The sequence below is a fragment of the Pseudactinotalea sp. HY158 genome, from assembly GCF_009660225.1.
Classification (GTDB): Bacteria; Actinomycetota; Actinomycetes; order Actinomycetales; family Beutenbergiaceae; genus HY158.
Map to the genome: position 1 here is coordinate 556,515 of NZ_CP045920.1, position 17,575 is coordinate 574,089.

A 17,575-nucleotide genomic window follows, 5' to 3' on the forward strand; every position below is an offset into this window, starting at 1 on the left:
ACTTCTGACGGTGCTCGGACGGGGCGGATCAGGTGGAGATCCGAACCCGGTTGGATTGCTCGATCGCGTCCGCGCGGCTGCTGACGCCGAGTTTTCGATAGATGGTCCGCACATGGGTCTTGACCGTGTTGGGTGAGAGCCCGAGGGACTGAGCGATGCCGACCGGACCGAGATGCTCGAGCAGCGCATGGAAGACCTGTGCCTCGCGCGGCGTGAGCGTGACGATCCGCGGCCCGGATCCGTCGTCGGGCCGGTAGAGGTCCGGGCGCAGCCCCTGCAGCGACGGATCGTTGCCGGCGAGCGACATGAACCGGCCCGGCGGCATCGAACCGAACGGAGCGGTGCGTCCGTGGATCAGCGCGAGGTCCGCGGCGGCCCGCAGCTCCGCGTGGGCGGCCGGCAGCCGGCCGGCGCCGTCGTGGGCGCGGGCCGCGAGCAGGTGGGCCTCGAGCACGTAGCGACCGAGCGGGCTCTGGTCGCGCAGGACGTGCTCGGCGTCCTCGAGCGCCTTGCCGAACCGCCGCTCGGCGAGATGGATGCGCCCGAGCGCGATCCGCAGATCGCGTCGGGGCTCGACGAACTCCAGGACCTCCCGGGCGGAGGACGGCATCTCGCAGGCGAGGAGCAGGTCGACCAGGACGATGGCCAGGTACGTCTCGGCCATCGATCCGCGCCGGGTGACGTCGAGCGCCGCGCGCGCATTCGTGGCGTGCGTGAGCATCGCGGGCTCATCCCCGTGTTGCAGGATCGCCTGGGCGCGGATGAAGACGCACAGTGACGACAGGTCGTTGCGACGGGGGTCGTCGGCCAGGGCGAGTGCGGCCGGGACCGCGCCCGCGTCGTCGGTGTCGACCAGCACGAGGGCGCGCGCCGCCTCGAGGGCGAGTAGGAGCGCGTCCTGGTGGTCCTCGCCGTCGAGCGTCTGCCGCCAGGCGGGCAGCCCCGGGTCGGCGAGCCACGGCGCGGCCAACGCCGGCTCACCGCGCAGTGCATGTGCCAGGGCGGCGCCGACGGCCGCGAGCGCGGATCCGCCGTCCTTGCGTGCGGTCGCCCACGTATGGGCCTGGGCGAACGCATAAGCGGAGGTGACCAGGTCCCCCGTGGCGAGCAGGGCGACCCCCCACTGCAGGAGCGCGAGCAGCTCGTCGTCGCGGACGTTCGAGCCTCGGCCGGCGATCACGGAGGCGTTGAGCCGGGCCGAGAGCCCGCCCGGTTCGTAGGGATGCAGACGGCGTCTGCGCTCGCCCGTCGGCTCGAGGTGGTCCCGCGCCATGCGCAATCGGGCGTCGATGGACACCTTCGCCGCGGGCAGCACCCGGCTCGCCGCGCCCAGCACGTCGGGAGCCTCGAGGAGCAGACGGTCCCAGCAGGCCTCGATCACCTCGAGCGCCGCCGGCCAATCGCGCGACTGGGTCGCGTAGAAGAGGGCGGTGGCGGGGTCGTCGCCGCGGACCGCCTGCTGCATGAGCGTGCGGTAGGCCCGCGGCTCCAGCTCGGCGGAGGTTTGCCGCATGACCCCGAGGAGGGTTCGCCTGACGGCGGGTGCGTAGGCGTAGACGGAACCGGACGGTGCGGGCGTCGCGCCCAGCAGTCCGCTCGCGGTGAGCTCGCTGATCATGGCCCAGGCGTCCTCCTCGGAACCGAGGGCGCGGGCCGTCTGCAGGTCGAATTCGGACGGAACGGCGGTCGAGAGGGCGAAATCCCGGAGGGCGGGGGAGGCCAGCTCGTGGAAGGCCGCCGCGATGTACTGGCCGGCGAACGACTCCGGCGGAGTCGATGGATCGTCGGTGAGGATCGCCTGGTGGATCGCCGCCCGGACGAGCGCGGGCCAGCCGCCGAGCTCACCGGTCAGCCGCTCCGCCCCCCGCCGGTCGAGCGTCAACCCGATCGAGCGCGCGAGCTCCGCGGTCATGGTCGCCGTCATTCGAAGATCGTCCGCGCCGACGATGAACGCGTCGACGGACAGCGGCCCGAGCGAGTCGAGGGCCCGCGGCCGGCGCCCGGCCACCATGATGAACACCTGAGGGTTCTGGCGCAGGAGGTCGACGAGCACGGCATCGATCTCGTTCGCCCCGGCCTGCGATCCCGCCTCGTGGTAGTCGTCCAGGACGATGAGGGTCGGATCCGCCAGACCCGCCACCATCCGGATCGCCCGTTCCTGGGTCGCCGCGGACGTCGGCGCGGTTCGGCCGCCCACCTCGGGGGCCCGGCCCTCGAGGCAATCGAGGAACTCCTGCCAGAACCCCGCACGGTCGTTGGCGGCCGTGGTCAGGCGGGCGAAACGTATGTCCACTCGGCCGCGCTGCGCCCGCAGCCACGTGACCGCCAGCGCGGTCTTGCCGTACCCCCGGGGTGCCTGGAGGATCCGCAGCGGGAACGCGGTGGCGTCGCCCAACCGGTCGAGGAGGGCCGTGGCCGAGGCGTCGTGGTCGGCGATCCGGGGCAACGTGAACTGCCGGGACTGTTCCGGGTCGGACATTCCTGAGACACCCATGGTGCGAACCTGCTACTGCGGTGGGCGGAGATACAAAGGGATGACTCGCGCGGACGACGGGCCCATCCCGGGTCACCCGCGTGAGCCGTAAGTCTATCCAGCAGGGGTGTCGATGTCGACGGAAGTGCCGGATTGTAAGTGCCTCGGGAGGCGTCGACTTCGACCGGGGCGACCCGCGTCCGGCTGCGTGATCGGGCCGCCCTGGATGGTGGGGGTGAGCGGCGGGTGCGCGACGTCTCACCCTCGACCGGTCCGACGATCGTGCCGCGCCCCGGGCGGGCTCACCCGCGGTTCACCTCCGCGGGCCCTGCTCAAACGTCGTCCCCGGGAGTTGAGTTGAGGCTACGCGCTAGACGAAGGTCCGCATATCGGGACGAACGTCGCTGCGCGTGGTGGATCTTCGTCGGCGTAGTGGAGTGGAAGGCAGTCGGACGATGGCGGTGTACGAGGGAGCCTACCCGGGGCCGAGGCCCGTGGGAGCCCCGCCGCCCGAGCCCGCCTACCCTGCCTACCCTGCCGGCTCGGCCTACCCTGCCGGCTCTGCCTACCCTGTCGACTCTGCCGGCTCCGCCCACCCTGCCGGTTCAGTGCGCGCCACGGCCCGGGCTGCGTGGCGCGGCGTCGCGACCGGCCGCCGCCCTCGATGGCTGCACCGGTCGGGCCGGAGCCTCACCGAGGCGCTCATCGCGGGAACGGCCGTCGCGGTCGTGCTGGTCCCGGACGCCGCCCTCACCCCCGAGGGGCGGGCGCTCCTCGGACTCGCGGCCGGAGCGGGCTACGGGATCGTCTCGGCCGTCCTGGGCCGGACATCGCGTCGCACGTCGTCCCCCGGCGCGCGGGACCGGGCCCGTGTGCTTCGAGCGGGCGGCCTCTGGGCCCTCCTGCTGGTCCTGGGCTATCAACTCCGGTTCCGGGCTCCCGTGCCGGTGCCGGCCCTGCTGGCCACGGTGGTGCTCGCGAGTGGAATGGTCGCGGGACTGCACGTCCTCGGATCGCTCGCGATCCGCCGCGCCCGCCGGCGCGGCCGGACCGGCTCGCCGACGCTCGTCGTGGGAGAGGTCGCCGAACTCGACCGGCTCGTCGGGCTGTGCCGGGCCGCGGGTGGGTCCGGTCTCGACGTCGTCGGAGTCTGCACGCCGGCGGGGACGACGGCCCTGCCCACGGCCGGCCCGCCCGTGCTCGGGGCCGTCGAGGACGCCGCGGACGTCGCCGTCGACGGCGGCATCCGCTCGATCGTCGTCGGGGCGGGGTCGATGGGGGCTGTGGAGTTCCGCCGCCTGTGCTGGCGCCTGGAGCGCCGCGATATCGACGTGTTCGTGGCCCCGGATATCGTCGACGTGGCATCGGAGCGCCTCGAGCTGTGTGTCGTGAACGGGACACCGATGCTCGCGGTCGCGACGGCCCGCGGCCCGGTGGAGGCCCTCGCGAAGTCGGCGATCGACCGGGTCCTGGCCGGAGTGCTCCTCCTCCTGTTCGCGCCCGTGATCGCCATCAGCGCCGCGCTCATCCATCTCGACTCCCCCGGGCGGACCTTCTACCGGCAGCGGCGGATCGGGCGCCACGGTCAGCCGTTCGACATGATGAAGCTGCGCACGATGACCGCGGACGCCGACCGCCGGCGCTCGGAGTTCGAGGCGCGCAACGACGGCAACGTCGTGTTGTTCAAGCTCCGCAACGACCCCCGCGTGACCCGGGTCGGGCGGCTCCTGCGACGGTACTCGGTCGACGAACTCCCGCAACTGTGGAACGTCGTACGCGGCGAGATGTCCCTCGTCGGGCCCCGCCCGCCGCTGCCCGGCGAGGCCGCCCGCTACGACGACGACATACGCCAGCGGCTGCGGGTGCGCCCGGGCATGACCGGGCTGTGGCAGGTGAGCGGCCGTTCGGATCTCGACTGGGCGCGGACCGTCCGACTCGATCTCGACTACGCCGACAACTGGTCGATCCGGGGAGACCTCGTGATCCTGTTGCGCACGTTCCGGGCGGTGTTCGAGGGTCGGGGCGCGTATTGACCGCCTGTTCGGGAAGGCCCGATCCCGCCGCCGGATTCGGGTACGAAAACGACGGGTCGTTTGGTTGAATGAAGGTCGACGCGTTGGAGGAGGCCCGGGATGGCGGCTGACGGCGACGAGGACGTCGACCCCGTCACCCTGCGGGCGCAGGCGCGGGCACAGCGCCGGTCGATCGGCCGGCTCTCGTTGCTCATCCGGGCGAGCCTGCGCCTCGTGTGGGCCTCGGGCCGCGGGCTGTTCGTCGGGCTCCTGGCGCTCCAGGTCGTCGCGGCGCTCGCGCTCGCGGGCCAGGTGCTCGCGGTGCAGTCGGTGCTGGCGGCCGTGCTCGCGCTCGAGGACGCCCCGGTCGCTACGGCGTCACTGTGGGTGCCGGTGGTGCTGCTGGCCGCCCTGACCGCCGTCTCCTCGATCGTCGGCGCGGTCCAGGGGCACATGCAGCGGATGCTCGGCGAACTGGTCGCGCGCTCGATGTGGGACCGGGTCCTCGCCGTCTCGACGGGGGTCGGGCTCGCGAGCTTCGAGTCACCCGACTTCTTCAACCGGCTCCAACGGGTCCAGTCGAACGCGCTCTCGCGGCCCTATCAGGTGACGCAGGGCCTCATCGCGATGGGGGGCGCGCTGGCCGCGGGCGTCGGCGTCGGCGCCGCACTCGTGAGCATCAGCCCGCTGCTGCTGCCGCTGCTGGTCCTCGGCGGCCTGCCGGTGCTGCTCTCGAGCCGCCGCGAGAGCCGGCTCGAGTTCGACTTCTCGGTCGCGCAGACGCCCGCCCTGCGCATGCGCCAGTACCTCACCCTCACCCAGACCGGTCGGGACGAGGCCAAGGAGGTGCGGGCCTTCCAGCTCTCGACCTGGCTCCACGGACGCTTCGCAGCGGTCTACGCCACCTATCTGGGCGACCTCGCCGCGCACCTGCGGCGCCGCGCGCGGCTCTCGGTGCTCGGAAACCTGGGCAGCGCGATCATGCTCGTGCTCACCTTCGCCGCGCTCGTGTGGATGATCCTCGCGGGGCGGGTCACCGTCGCCGGAGCCGGCGCCGCGATCGTCGCGATCAGAATGCTGGCCACCCAGGTGCAGGCGCTCTTCGCGGGGGTGCAGCGGATCTTCGAGTCCGGCCTGTTCCTCGACGACCTCGAGGGGTTCCTCCGGCTCGCCGGGCCCGCGCAGGAGGACACACGCGGGCCCGAGGCCCCGGCCGGATTCGGCCGGGTGAGCGGGGAACGGGTCGCGTTCACCTACCCGGGATCGGAGCAGCCGGCCGTCGACGGCGCCACGGTGGAGCTCCGGGCCGGCGAGATCGTGGCACTCGTGGGGGAGAACGGCTCGGGAAAGACCACCCTGGCGAAGCTCCTCGCCGGGCTGTACGAGCCGGAGGCGGGCGCGATCCGATGGGACGGCACCGACATCCGCGAGTGGTCGCCGGCGAGCGTGCGGGCGCGGACCGCCGTCATCTTCCAGGATTTCGTGCGCTACGCGCTCAGCGCGGAGGAGAACATCGCGGCGGGCGACGTCTCGCAGCCGGCCGACCGCGCCCGGGTGGCCCGGGCGGCCCGGGCCGCCGGGGCCGCGGACGCGATCGAGGCGTTGCCCGGCGGCTACTTGACGCCGCTGTCCCGGCTGTTCGCGGGCGGCGCCGACCTCTCCGGTGGCCAGTGGCAGCGCGTGGCGATCGCCCGCGCGTACTATCGGGACGCGCCGCTGGTCATCCTCGACGAGCCGTCGGCCGCCCTGGATCCGCGCGCCGAGCACGAGCTGTTCACGAGCCTGCGACAGACCCTCGAAGGACGGACCGCGCTCGTCATCTCGCACCGCTTCTCCACCGTGCGCAGCGCCGACCGGATCTACGTCATGGACGCGGGAGCCGTGGCGGAGCACGGCACGCACGAGGAGCTCATGGCCGCCGGCGGCCAGTACGCCGAGCTGTTCCGGGTGCAGGCGGCCGCCTACCTGCCACCCGAGCGGAACGACGCGGCGCGCTGACGGCGCGGCGGCACAGGCCCGTGCGCCCCGTGTTTCCCGCGATGCCCACGGGGCCGCACCCTCACGAGGTCTCCACCCGGACGATCCGGTCGTCGGATCCTCGCGGGTCGCCGCGCCCGTCGGTGTTCGAGGTGACGACCCACAGCCCGCCGTCCGGGGTCGCGAGCACGTCCCGCAGCCGGCCCAGGTCGAGGTAGTCGCGCGGCTCGCCCACCGCGCCGCCCGGCTCGAGGGGCACGAACCAGAGCCGCTCGCCCCGGAGCGCCGCCACCCAGACGCCGTCGTCGGTCACCGCGATCCCCGACGGCGACGCCTCGGACGTCGGCCAGGTGACGAGGGGATCGACGTACTGCGGGTCGCCCGCCCATCCCTCGACCGCCGGCCAGCCGTAGTTGCCGCCCGGTTCGATGAGGTTGAGCTCGTCGAAGCTGTTCTCCCCGAACTCCGAGGCGTACATCCGCCCGTCGTCCGTCCAGCCGATCCCCTGCACGTTGCGATGGCCGTAGCTCCAGACCTCGTTGCCGAACGGGTTCCCGGGTGCGGGCTCGCCGGTCGTGCTCACCCGCAGGATCTTCCCGGCGAGGCTGTCGATGTCCTGCGAGAGGCTCGGTTCCCGGGTGTCTCCCGTGGTGATGTACAGGTACCCGTCGGGGCCGAACGCGAGCCGCCCGCCGTCGTGATGGGACCCCGAGGGGATGCCGTCCAGCACGACCCGGGGATCGACGAGCCGCTCACCCTCCAGGTCCATCCGGATCACCCGGTTGTCCGCCGCCGTGGTCAGGTACAGGTAGATTCCCCCGTCCGGTCCGACGGCGATGCCGAGCAGCCCGTCCTCGGTCTCGTGATGCACCTGCGGCAGGGCGCCGTCCGGCCCACCGGCGTCGACCTGGGAGACCTCGTGGCCGGTGACGTGCAGCACCGTGCCGGAGTCGCGCTGGGTGACGAGCGCGGAGCCGTCCGGCAGGAACGCCACCGCCCAGGGAGATCGGAGGTCGGTCGCGATCGTGTCCACGACGTCGACCTCCGTGAACGGGGATTCGGACGGGTCCTCGGGGGGCGTCGTCCGATCGTCCGCCGGCGACGGGGCGGGCGCCGGGCCTCCCGCCCGGTCCGGCTGTGGGTCGGACCCGCTGCAGCCGGCCGCCATCGTCATCGTCGCACTGAGGAGCAGCCCGGCCGCGACAGCTCGGGTGCGTGGGGATCGGCGCATGAGGACCTCCGAACGGATTCCGGTGGGTGGCGGGTGCGGGTCGCGCGCGTGGCGTCCTTGCGTCGTCTCATTCTCTCGCGGGAGGGGCCTGCGGCATAGCGTCCCGACCCGTCGGCGACCCGAGGGGCGGGCCGGCCGGCGCGGCGTCGGACGGGGCCGGCGGCCTTCGCAGGAGGGCCCCGCCGCTCCAGCCCGCCCGGAGCCGTGCGCGGATGTCGGCCATCACCGGGGTGGCGACGTACCGGTCCCCGGGCGCGGCCGGCTGTAGCGGGGTGTGCACGCTGATCCCCTCGACCCGATGCAGCGCGGCGATCGTGCCGAACACGACGAACATCGTGCCCACGAAGGTGGAGAAGGAGAACGAGTCGAACGTTCCGCTCGCCATGAACGCGGCGGGCAGCGTGACCGCGAGCGCCTGTCCGAGATGGCGGGTCTCCTGGTCCCGCGCCCGGAGCCGGATGCTGCGGGCCTGCAGGTACGGCACGAGGAACAGCAGGACGAATCCGGTCAGTCCGATCACCCCGCCGGCGAGGAGGGTCATGTAGAGCTGGTTGTCCAGCAGGATGTACCGCTCGGGGGTGATCATCCCGGCTCCGCGGCCGAGCCACGGGCGCCGGCTCCACAGGTCGATCACATAGCCGGTGCGGGCGATCCGGTCGAGCACGCTCGGATCGTCGTCCACGTTGAGGAACAGCCCCTTGATCGTTCCCAGCACCCCGCGATTGACGACGTGGAATGCGGCCGTGGCGAGCACGGCGACGACCGCGGCGTTGTACCGATGCCGCCACGGCCACACCACGGCCAGCAGGCCCATCGTCATGACCACGGTGAGGATCGCGGATCGGGAGATCGACAACGGGATGCCGGACGCGATGAGGCCGACCGCGACCCAGCGCCATGCCCGGGTGCGCCCGCGGGGGGAGAAGAGCGCGTAGTGCAGCGCGATCGGCAGCACGATCGCGAGCACGACGCCGAATTCGATGTAGTGGTTCGCGGTGCCGGCCACCCTCGGGAAGTGGCCGTCGCCGCGCGCTCCGACGGCGATGAGGTCGGCATTGAGATGCAGTCCCGGAATGCGGATATACCGGGTGAGGTCCACGATCCCGGTGAACTGGAGCACCCCGACCACGGCCATCGCCGCCGCGACGGCCACGAGGGTCTGGAGGAGCCGGTCCACGTCGCGGCGGTCGTGGAGCCCGTCCGCGGCGGCGAGCGCGACCCCGGCCATGGCGACGATGAAGATGAGCCACATATTCGCCGCACTCAGTTCACCCGCCGTGGGGCCGCGATCGACCCCGACCGCGTAGCCGAACAGCTGCAGGGCCACGAAGAGGCCGAGCACCAGTCGAATCGGCGTGACGCCCCCGGGCAGCCGGTGCGGGCGGACGGCGCACAGGCACCACAGGAAGGCGATCATCACCCCGACCGCCACCGAGGGGCGCCCCACGGCCCCCATCCCGCCGATGACGAGCCGGGACGGGATGAGGAACTGCAGGGCGAGGAAGGCGACGAGCAGGCCGAGCACGGTGACCTGCCGGCGCCGGAGCAGCAGCGGGATCCAGTGCGTCCGGAGCCGCCGGAGTACGGTCGGCGTGCGCAGCAGCGCGGGGTCCCACTCGTCGCGGGATGCGGCGCGCGGGAGCGTGGACGTGGGCGCCCGGCCGGACCGGCTCATCCGCGACTCACCCCGCAGGCAGGGCCGGCATTGCCGGGATCAGCGGGATCGCCGGGATCGTTGGTATCGACGGCATCGATGGCACAGCGGGTGCGCGGCGGCTCCCCTTCATCGCCGCTCATCCGTCCAGGAGGAGCCGGACAGGTCGAGTTCGCGTCCCGGGTCGGGGGCGGACTCCCCGGACGGGCGCGCCGGTGAATGCTCGATCGGGCCGGTCGCGACGCCTGGGGCCGGACCGGCGGGGGAGGTGGCCCCGGAATCGTCCGGATCGGCCGGATCGACGGGATCGACCAGCGCGCTCCCGGCCGGCGCACCCGCAGGCGCCTCCCGCCGGTCGCGCCCATCCTCCCGCAGGCCGCGGCGGCGCCGGACGAGCCCGACGATGTCGTCGAAGAGCACGGCGACGACGAGCGCCACACTGGCGCCGAGCAGGCCGACGATGGCCTGGATGCGGGTCCTGCCGTCGTAGACGACGTCGAGCACGGAGGGGGGCGCGAGCACGGCGATGCCGAACCGGCTCGCCTTCGCCACTCCCGCCGCCTGCTGGCGGGCGGCCAACTCCGACGTCGCCAGATCGAGCACCGCCGCCCCGGTGGCGATCGCGGTGTCCGCGTCGTCGGCCCGCACGGTGAGCCGCATGATGGAGCTGCGCGTCTCGGGCGTGACCACATAGTCCGTACTCAGCCCCTGGGCGGCGATCGCCGCGTGGGACTCGGCGCTGTTGAGCACGATCCCGACGGCCTGGTTCGCGTCGTTGAGCGAACCGTAGGGATTCGGGATCGTCGCCTCGGCCTGCCCGGGGGTGAGCATCGCCGTGGCATCGACCTCGTACTCGGGATGGACACTGTGACCGGCCGACACGGCCGCCCAGCCGGTCAGGGCCAGCAGCGGAATGAGGATGTACCACCGCCGTAGTGCCGCAAGCGTGATTCGCCAGACGTCCACCGACGCCACCTTCTCTCACGATGAGCCGTGCTCCCTCGACTCCTGCCATCCTAGGGGCGGTCGGTGCACCGGGCGCAAGGTCGATGCGAAACCGGCACAGTACATTCCCACGAGCCACACCCGCGGCTCATACTGGGCGTATGTCCGGACTTCGGGTCGTGCTCGCCGGTGCGGCGATCGGCAACGGCAATCGGGGGGTCGAGGCCCTCGGCCGATCGGTGGCGGACGCGGTCGAGCGGAATGCCCCGGACAGCATCGTGAGCGTGCTGGACGACGGCTGGGGCACCCGGCCGGATGTGGTGGTCGGGCCGGGCGGGCCGGGCTGGCACGGCGGGCGCAGCACGGTGGAATACGTCGGCGTCCGACGTTCGCGCCGCTGGTATCGCCCGGAGAGTTGGGCGCAGGTGCGTTGTGCGCAGGCCGTGGGCCCCTGGGCCAATCCGGTCGCGCGCCGGATCGCGCGCGCCGACGCCGTGCTGGACCTGAGCGCCGGGGACAGCTTCACCGACCTGTACGGTCCGGGCCGCCTCGAATCCGTCTCCGCCCCCAAGCGCGCCGCGCTCCGGGCGAGGCGGCCACTCGTGCTGCTGCCGCAGACCTACGGGCCGTTCACCACGATCGCGGGGCGCCGCCTCGCCGAACGGCTGGTCCGGGCCGCCACGCTCGCCTATGCGCGCGACGGCTGGAGCTACGACCGGTTGCTCGAGCTCGCCGGGCCGGACGCGGACGCCGACCGGCTCCGGCGCGGTGTCGACGTCGCCTTCGCGCTCGAGCCGCGCCGGCCGCCCGCCGAGGTCGCCATTCTCCTGGAGCGGCTCGCCGGGAACGCGGTGGCGGGGGTCAACGTGAGCGGGCTGCTCCACGGCCCGGCCGCGGCGGGACGGTTCGGCCTGGCGGGGGACTACCTCGCCACGATGACCGACCTGATCCGGGCGCTCATCGCGCGCGGAGCGCACGTCGTGCTCGTGCCCCACGTGCACCTGCCCGGCGGGCGGGGGGAGAGCGACGTGACGGCGATCGCCGCCGTGCGCTCGGCATTGAGCGACGCCGAGCGGCGCCGCACCACCGTGCTGCCCGCGGAACTGGACGCGGCCCAACTCAAGTGGTGCATCGGACGGCTCGACTGGTTCGCCGGCAGCCGCATGCACGCCACGATCGGGGCCCTGTCCTCACTCGTGCCCGCCTACGCCTACGCCTACAGTGACAAGGCCCGGGGGGTGTTCGAGACCTGCGGCATGGGCGACCAGGTGGGCGACGCCCGGGCCCTCACCGGGTCCGCGGCGGTGGCGGCGATGACGGCCGCCTTCGACGCCCGGGCGAGCACCGGGGCGGCGCTGTCGGAGGCCGCCCCCGCCGTGATCCGCCGCTCCCACGAGCAGCTGCGCGAGGTGCTCGACGACGTCCGGCAGTGGCAGCAGGGGCCCGCGACCGCCCGAGCGATCGCATGAGCAACCGCGACCTGAGCTCGATCGACGGCATCGTCGACGCGCACCTGTGCACCGGCTGCGGCGTGTGCGCCCACCTGCGCCCGGACGCGCTGCGGATGGTGGACGTCCCCGACGTCGGTCGGCGCCCGCTGCCGATCGCGGGGATCACCGGCGCAGTCCGCGGCGAGGCCGTGGCGGCGTGCCCGGGGGCCCGCCTCGAACACGCGGCCGGGACGCTCGACGGGGCCCCCTTCGGCGGGGAGTGGGGGCCGATCCTCGCCCTGTACGAATGCTGGTCCACCGATCCCGCCGTCCGGCACCGGGGATCCTCCGGGGGCGTGGTCAGCGCGCTCGCCGCCCACTGCGTGACCTCGGGCCGCGCCGTCGGCGCGCTGCAGGTCCAGGCGCGCGCCGACCGGCCGCTGCTCAACGAGACCGTGCTCAACCGCACCTACGACGAGATCGTCGGGGCGGCCGGCTCACGGTATTCGCCCGCGAGCCCCGGGGAGCGCCTCGACCTGGTCGAATCGGCGGACGGTCCGTGCGTGGTCGTCGGCAAGCCCTGCGACATCGCGGGCATCCGCACCGCGGCCGACCTGCGGCCCGAGCTCGCCGCGAAGATCGCCCTGTCCATCGGGATCTTCTGCGCCGGCACGCCCTCGACCCGCGCCACCGAGGAGATGGTCCGGCGCCTGCAGGCCGATCCCGCCGAGGTGACGAGGCTGGACTACCGGGGCGAGGGATGGCCCGGACGGTTCCGGATCCGCACCCGGGCCGGCACCGCGCGCTCGGCGAGCTATGAGGAGTCCTGGGGCGAGGTGCTGAACAAGCACCGGCAGTGGCGGTGCATGATCTGCCCGGATCACACCGGAGAGTTCGCGGACCTGTCGGTCGGCGATCCCTGGTACCGGACGGTGCGCGAGGGGGAGCCCGGCCGGTCCCTCGTCGTCGTGCGGACCGAGCGCGGCCGCGCCGCCCTGCTGGCCGCCCTGGCCGCGGGCGCCGTCGCCGGCAGCCCCCTGCCGATGCCTCGCCTGCCGGAGTCGCAACCGAGCCTGGTGAGCACCCGCGGCGCCGTCTGGGCGCGGGTGCTCACCCTGCGCCTGGCGGGCGTGGCCGCCCCCACCTACCGGGGAATGCCCGGGTTCCGGCCGTGGCGCCGGCTCCCGTTCCGCCGCAAGCTGGCCTCGGTCGGCGGCACGCTCCGCCGGATCCGGGTCCGCGGCCTGCGCCGACCCGAGTTCGACCGCGACGAGGCGACCCCGTGACCCGGCGCGCGGACGTCGTCATGATCACCTACCGCAGCGCCGGGTACCTCCACCTGAGCCTGCCCCGCCTGCTCGAGACCCTCGGCTCCGGCGACCGGGTCTGGCTCTGGCACAACGGCGACGACGAGGCCACCATCGAGGCGCTGCGCCCGTTCCGCACGGATCCGCGGGTAGAGCGCTACCACCACAGCCGCGAGAACGTGCGCCTGCGGGAACCGACGAACTGGCTGTGGCAGGAATCCACCGCGGACTTCGTGTCCAAGGTGGACGACGACTGCCTCGTATCGCCCGGATGGCTCGACACGTTCGAGTCGGCGCACGCGGCGAATCCGGAGTTCGGGGTGATCGGAAGCTGGCGCCATCCGGCCGAGGACTTCCGTCCGGCGCTCGCGGAGAAGAAGATCGAGGCCTTCGCCGGCGGGCACCGGCTCATGCGTAACCACTGGGTGCAGGGCAGCGGCTACCTGCTGCGGCACGCGCTCGTCGACCGGCACGGCGGGCTCCGACCCGAGGAGTCGTTCACGGGCTACTGCCTGCGGCTCGCCCGTGCCGGCGCGGTGAACGGCTTCTACTACCCGTTCGTGGCCGAGGAGCACATGGACGACCCCCGCTGCGCGCACACCCTCATCCATACCGAGGCCGACCTCGTCGCGAGAATGCCGCTGTCCGCCCAGGCGAACGGGGTGCGCACGGTGGCCGACTGGACCGCGCAGCTCGTGCGGAGCGCGCTGCTGCTCCAGGCCGCATCCCTGGACCTGCGCGCATACGAGGGCTGGCGACACGCGGTGGCCTCGGCGCGGCGCCGGATCAACCTCGCGCTCGGGCGGACGGCGCGTTGGTGAGCGGGCCCGTTCCGCCGCCGGCCGGTGCCCCCGCCGGCGCCGCCCCCGGCGGGGCCCCCGACGTCGTCCTCCTCGCCGTCACCTACGATTCGGCGGCGATCGTGCCGGAGTTCCTGCGGGCGCTCCCGGCGGCGCTCGCCGGGATCGACAGCGCCCGGGTCGTCGTGGTCGACAACGCCTCCACGGACGGCACGGCCGGGCTCGTGCGCACGATCGCACCGTGGGCGGAGGTGGTGGAGGCGGGCGCCAACCTCGGATACGGGGCGGCGATCAACCTCGGCCTGCGGCACGCGCGCCCCCGGCGCGGGGCCTACATCCTCAATCCCGACGCCGTGCCCTCGCCGGGGAGCGTGCTGACGCTGCTGCGGGCCGTCGAGGCGGACCCCCGAATCGGGATGGCCGTTCCCCGGATCCTCACCGATGCCGGCGACCTGAAGTACTCGCTCCGGCGCGAGCCGACGCTGCTGCGCGCCCTGGGGGAGGCGCTGCTGGGCGGGCGCCGCGCCGCCGCCTTCGCGCCGCTCGGCGACCTGATCCGGGATCCGGCGTACTACGTCGACGGCGCGAGCGCGGATTGGGCCACGGGCGCCGCGATGTTCGTGCCGGCCCACGCCGCACGCACCGTGGGGACGTGGGACGAGCGGTTCTTCCTCTACTCGGAGGAGACGGACTACGCCCTCCGGCTGCGGGACGCCGGGCTGCGGGTCCACCTCGTGCACGCCGCGTCGGTCGCCCACCCCGGGGGCGAGATGTCGAGCTCGCCCTGGCTGTGGAGCCTCGTGGCCGTGAACCGGACGCGGCTGTACTCGAAGCGTCACGGCCGCCTCGCCGCGGGCGCGTACTGGCTCGTCGTGCTCGGGAACGAGTCGGTGCGCTCCCTGCTCGGCCGCCCGACCCACCGGGCGGCGGCCATCGCGCTCGTGCGCGGCCATCCCGCGCTGCGCGAACGGGGCCTGACCGGGCTCAGCCGGCGGCGCGCGCGTGTGCCCGCCACTCCCCGGCCCGGCGCCGATAGTCGTTGAGCCAGGCCCCCGCGGCCCCGATACGGGCGAGGGCGAGCGCGGGGGTCGGGGACGAGCCCGCCCGCACGGCCGCGGCGGCGGCCGCGATCGCGTCGTCGTCGAGGAGCGAGCCGGATCCCAGCCCCGACTCGAGCAGGTCGGCCAGCCGGCCCGCGTACGCCGGCCGGCTGCGGAGGAACACGTCGGCGGGGAACACCGCGCGCCGGCCGTCCAGCCGATCCGCGGCCCGGTCGAGCGGGGGATACCCGCGCAGCCGCGCCGCGCCCACGTCGAGCACCCTGCGGCCGCCGCGCCGCACCCCGGCGACCGGGTGGCGGGCGGTGAGCGCGACCATCTGCGCCGCGATCGACCGGTCCCCGGACCAGTAGACGTGATCGAGGGCGCGCGGCGGGTTGCCGTCGTCGCTGCGTTCGATGTCGGCGGCGGCCGAGAGCACCTCCCGATGCACCCGCAGGTACAGGGTCCCGTTGAGCCGCTGAGCCGGGGTCAGCCGGGCCGAGTAGGCGGCGAAGCGCCGGTCCAGGAACGGGGCCTCGAGCCGGATCCCGGCGCGGCGCAGGCTGTTGGTCAGCATGCTCCCCCAGCGCAGCATCTTGTTCGCCTGCTTCCAGAACATGACCATGTCGGCGCGCTCGCCGAAGTCCCAGCCCCGCAACGCGGCGTCGATGCCGGTCGAGACGATGCCGGCGAGACCCGGTCCGCCTCCGGTGCGGACGTAGGGGGTCGCGGCGCGCAGGGCCCCCGCGAACCGGTCCCGCAGCTGCCGCGCGACCGTGTCCGGGTCGCTCATCCCCATCGTCTTGTCGTCGCCCCACATCGGGCCCGCGATCATCCCGTTGACGACGACGTCGGCGAAGGAGCGCAGCGTGTCGTCGAACCAGGACTCGTACATCTCGCCCGGGCTGTGCGCGCCGTCCAGGGCGTCGAGGATGCGGGGCGCCCCGCGCAGCAGCCGGTCGTCGGTGACGGGCACGACCGTGTGCGGCAGGCGCAGGCGCTCGGCGACCCGCGTCGCGGTGCGGGTCTCCTCGTTGCGGGAGGAGCCGTACGTGTACGCCGTCGGGCGCCAGCCGATGCCGGCGGCGCCGACCGCGATCGCCCGGCTGTCCAGCCCCCCGCTCAGAGCCAGCACCGTCCGGCTCGCACCGCCCCGCTCGCGCACGCGGTCCAGTAGCTCCGGCCACAGGGCGGCGAACTCGGCGACGGCCTCCGCATCCGTCATCGCCTCCGCGCTCGGGGTGTAGAGCGGGCGCGCCTCCACCCGGACCGGCTCGCCGGCCCGCCAGCGCACGAGACCGCCGGGGGCGAGCAGCCGGGCCCGTTCGAGGAGCGTGCGATGGCCCCACGGGTGCATGTGCACGAGGTATTCCGCCACGGCCTGCTCGTCGATGTCGGCGGGCAGGCCGAGGCTGACGAGCGAGGCCAGGTGCGTGGAGAGCACGAGTCCGTCGTCGGTCCGCCCCCAATACGCGGGCACGAACGCGAGCCCGTCGGTCGCCACCGTGAGCCCGTCGGGCCCGATCCGGGCGAGCACGTGGCCCGCCTCGGCCCCGAGCTCGTGCGGCCGGTCGGTGTCGACGGCCGCGCGCAGCCCGTCCTCGGTCACGGCGAGCGCCGCCAGCACGCGCTCGCCGTCGCGTTCGAGGACCGCGCTCGAGCCGCCGGCCGGTTCGGTGTGGACCAGGGCCACGGCCGCGAGCGGCGTCTCGACGAGCTCGTGGCGGACGGCGCCCGGTACCCGGCGCGCCGCGTGGGCGACCCGATCGAGCCGGTCGGCGTGCAGCCCCGGCGCACCCGCGACGAGGAGAAGTTCGTGGCTCATGAGGCCGGCTCCCGGATCGGCTCGCCCGTCTCCTGCCAGACGTTGCCCCGCCACTCGTTCCCGCGGGAGCCCGCCGCGAACCCCGCCACCGGGCCGTACCGTCCGCACGTCGGGAAGTACCTGGTCGAGAACCTGTTGTCGATGAACCGGACGTCCGCGCCGTCCGGGAAGCTCTTCGACTCCACGCTGCCGCCGTAGGCGCAGTAGGAGCCCGTCGAGGCGATCACGTTGTGTTCGACCAGCACGCCGTCGACGGGGGCGTGGTCCCCGTACATCGTGATGGCCGCCGAGCAGCCGACGTTCTCGCAGATGATGACGTTGTTCCGCAGCACGATGTGCTCGCCCCCGTGCGTGCTCACCCCGCTGCGATGGGCACCCTCCCAGGTGCGGGTGAGGAAGATATAGGAGTTCTCGACCACGACGTCGTTCGCGATCCGGATTCCGCGGCCGACATGATGGACGAGGCCGTGATCCAGGGTGAATCCGCATTCCGGGGAGTAGATGGGGATCGAATCCGCCGGGGCGCCGGAACCGTCCACCTCGACGTACTCGAGCCGTACATTCTCCGGGCACCCGCCCCCGGACTTCTCCTGCACGTAGATCATGTAGGTGCCCGTTCCGCGCACCGTGACGTCGCGAACCGTCGCGTCGTCGTGGCTGATCGTCAACCGCCCGGTGATCGTGGTCCCCTCGATCGTCTGCCCGGCGCGGTCCGTCGCCACCGGGCCCGTGCTCCGGGCCGGGTCGCTGCGCGGACCCGTCGTGCTCACGGAGGGGACGGCGGTGCCGCTCGTCGAGGCCTCGGCGCCCGGCTCGGGAGCGCTCGAGCTCGCGCCCGCGGGGCTCGGGCTCGCTCCGTCGTCCGTACTCGAGGTGCACGC

12 protein-coding genes are annotated in these 17,575 nt (G+C 73.6%); 6 read left to right on the forward strand and 6 right to left on the reverse strand.

The features are described 5' to 3' along the window. Positions 1 to 28 precede the first annotated feature (28 nt). Positions 29 to 2,479 carry a LuxR C-terminal-related transcriptional regulator gene (locus GCE65_RS02385; protein ID WP_194928787.1) on the reverse strand — a complete coding sequence of 817 codons (2,451 nt, stop codon included), beginning with the start codon at positions 2,477 to 2,479 and terminating at the stop codon, positions 29 to 31. Positions 2,480 to 3,081: 602 nt separating this feature from the next. Here GCE65_RS02385 and GCE65_RS02390 point away from each other — a divergent pair. Both GCE65_RS02390 and GCE65_RS02395 read left to right on the forward strand, forming a co-directional pair. Next, a complete protein-coding gene (locus tag GCE65_RS02390) occupies positions 3,082 to 4,506 on the forward strand; it encodes a sugar transferase (RefSeq protein WP_194928788.1) in 1,425 nt (474 codons plus the stop codon). A gap of 99 nt (positions 4,507 to 4,605) precedes the next feature. Then, on the forward strand, positions 4,606 to 6,483 hold the full coding sequence (locus tag GCE65_RS02395; protein ID WP_153877246.1) for an ABC transporter ATP-binding protein: 1,878 nt from the start codon (positions 4,606 to 4,608) through the stop codon (positions 6,481 to 6,483). Between the two features lie 61 nt (positions 6,484 to 6,544). On the opposite strand, the gene GCE65_RS02400 is transcribed toward GCE65_RS02395, so the two are convergent. The 3 genes from GCE65_RS02400 to GCE65_RS02410 form a co-directional block, all read right to left on the reverse strand. Next, the gene (locus GCE65_RS02400; RefSeq protein ID WP_153877247.1) at positions 6,545 to 7,693 is read right to left on the reverse strand and encodes a sorbosone dehydrogenase family protein; all 1,149 of its coding nucleotides are present in this window, start codon (positions 7,691 to 7,693) and stop codon (positions 6,545 to 6,547) included. A 67-nt stretch (positions 7,694 to 7,760) separates the two neighbouring features. Next, entirely contained in the window at positions 7,761 to 9,368 is a 1,608-nt protein-coding gene (locus tag GCE65_RS02405) for an O-antigen ligase (RefSeq protein WP_153877248.1), read from the reverse strand. Positions 9,369 to 9,476: 108 nt separating this feature from the next. Next, positions 9,477 to 10,313: a hypothetical protein gene (locus tag GCE65_RS02410; RefSeq protein ID WP_153877249.1), complete on the reverse strand. Its 837-nt coding sequence runs from the start codon at positions 10,311 to 10,313 to the stop codon at positions 9,477 to 9,479. Positions 10,314 to 10,453: 140 nt separating this feature from the next. On the opposite strand from GCE65_RS02410, the gene GCE65_RS02415 reads away from it, so the two are divergent. From GCE65_RS02415 to GCE65_RS02430, 4 genes are read left to right on the forward strand one after another with little or no spacing between them, the layout of a single operon-like run. After that, complete coding sequence (locus tag GCE65_RS02415) at positions 10,454 to 11,761, forward strand: polysaccharide pyruvyl transferase family protein (RefSeq protein WP_194928789.1); 1,308 nt, start codon at positions 10,454 to 10,456, stop codon at positions 11,759 to 11,761. Further along, positions 11,758 to 13,008 (forward strand): Coenzyme F420 hydrogenase/dehydrogenase, beta subunit C-terminal domain, encoded by a 1,251-nt coding sequence (locus GCE65_RS02420; protein WP_153877251.1) that lies wholly within the window; start codon positions 11,758 to 11,760, stop codon positions 13,006 to 13,008. Before GCE65_RS02415 ends, GCE65_RS02420 begins: the two co-directional genes overlap by 4 nt. Beyond that, the gene (locus GCE65_RS02425; RefSeq protein ID WP_153877252.1) at positions 13,005 to 13,850 is read left to right on the forward strand and encodes a glycosyltransferase; all 846 of its coding nucleotides are present in this window, start codon (positions 13,005 to 13,007) and stop codon (positions 13,848 to 13,850) included. Before GCE65_RS02420 ends, GCE65_RS02425 begins: the two co-directional genes overlap by 4 nt. Continuing rightward, on the forward strand, positions 13,847 to 14,872 hold the full coding sequence (locus tag GCE65_RS02430; protein WP_194164864.1) for a glycosyltransferase family 2 protein: 1,026 nt from the start codon (positions 13,847 to 13,849) through the stop codon (positions 14,870 to 14,872). The genes GCE65_RS02425 and GCE65_RS02430 overlap by 4 nt, the downstream gene beginning before the upstream one ends. Here the strand turns inward: GCE65_RS02430 and GCE65_RS02435 are convergent. Together GCE65_RS02435 and GCE65_RS02440 are read right to left on the reverse strand one after the other, a co-directional pair. Next, on the reverse strand, positions 14,814 to 16,694 hold the full coding sequence (locus GCE65_RS02435; RefSeq protein WP_153877254.1) for an asparagine synthase-related protein: 1,881 nt from the start codon (positions 16,692 to 16,694) through the stop codon (positions 14,814 to 14,816). The two genes, GCE65_RS02430 and GCE65_RS02435, sit on opposite strands and share 59 nt — an antisense overlap. Next, positions 16,691 to 17,464, reverse strand: coding sequence for a right-handed parallel beta-helix repeat-containing protein (locus GCE65_RS02440; RefSeq protein WP_194928790.1), 774 nt, complete (start codon positions 17,462 to 17,464; stop codon positions 16,691 to 16,693). Before GCE65_RS02440 ends, GCE65_RS02435 begins: the two co-directional genes overlap by 4 nt. Positions 17,465 to 17,575 lie beyond the last annotated feature (111 nt).

Coding starts and splice junctions, on each gene's coding strand:
- GCE65_RS02385 (WP_194928787.1), bottom strand. CDS start 2,479: ATGTCCGACCCGGAACAGTCCCGGCAGTTCACGTTGCCCCGGATCGCC.
- GCE65_RS02395 (WP_153877246.1), top strand. CDS start 4,606: ATGGCGGCTGACGGCGACGAGGACGTCGACCCCGTCACCCTGCGGGCG.
- GCE65_RS02400 (WP_153877247.1), bottom strand. CDS start 7,693: ATGCGCCGATCCCCACGCACCCGAGCTGTCGCGGCCGGGCTGCTCCTC.
- GCE65_RS02405 (WP_153877248.1), bottom strand. CDS start 9,368: ATGAGCCGGTCCGGCCGGGCGCCCACGTCCACGCTCCCGCGCGCCGCA.
- GCE65_RS02415 (WP_194928789.1), top strand. CDS start 10,454: ATGTCCGGACTTCGGGTCGTGCTCGCCGGTGCGGCGATCGGCAACGGC.
- GCE65_RS02420 (WP_153877251.1), top strand. CDS start 11,758: ATGAGCAACCGCGACCTGAGCTCGATCGACGGCATCGTCGACGCGCAC.
- GCE65_RS02435 (WP_153877254.1), bottom strand. CDS start 16,694: ATGAGCCACGAACTTCTCCTCGTCGCGGGTGCGCCGGGGCTGCACGCC.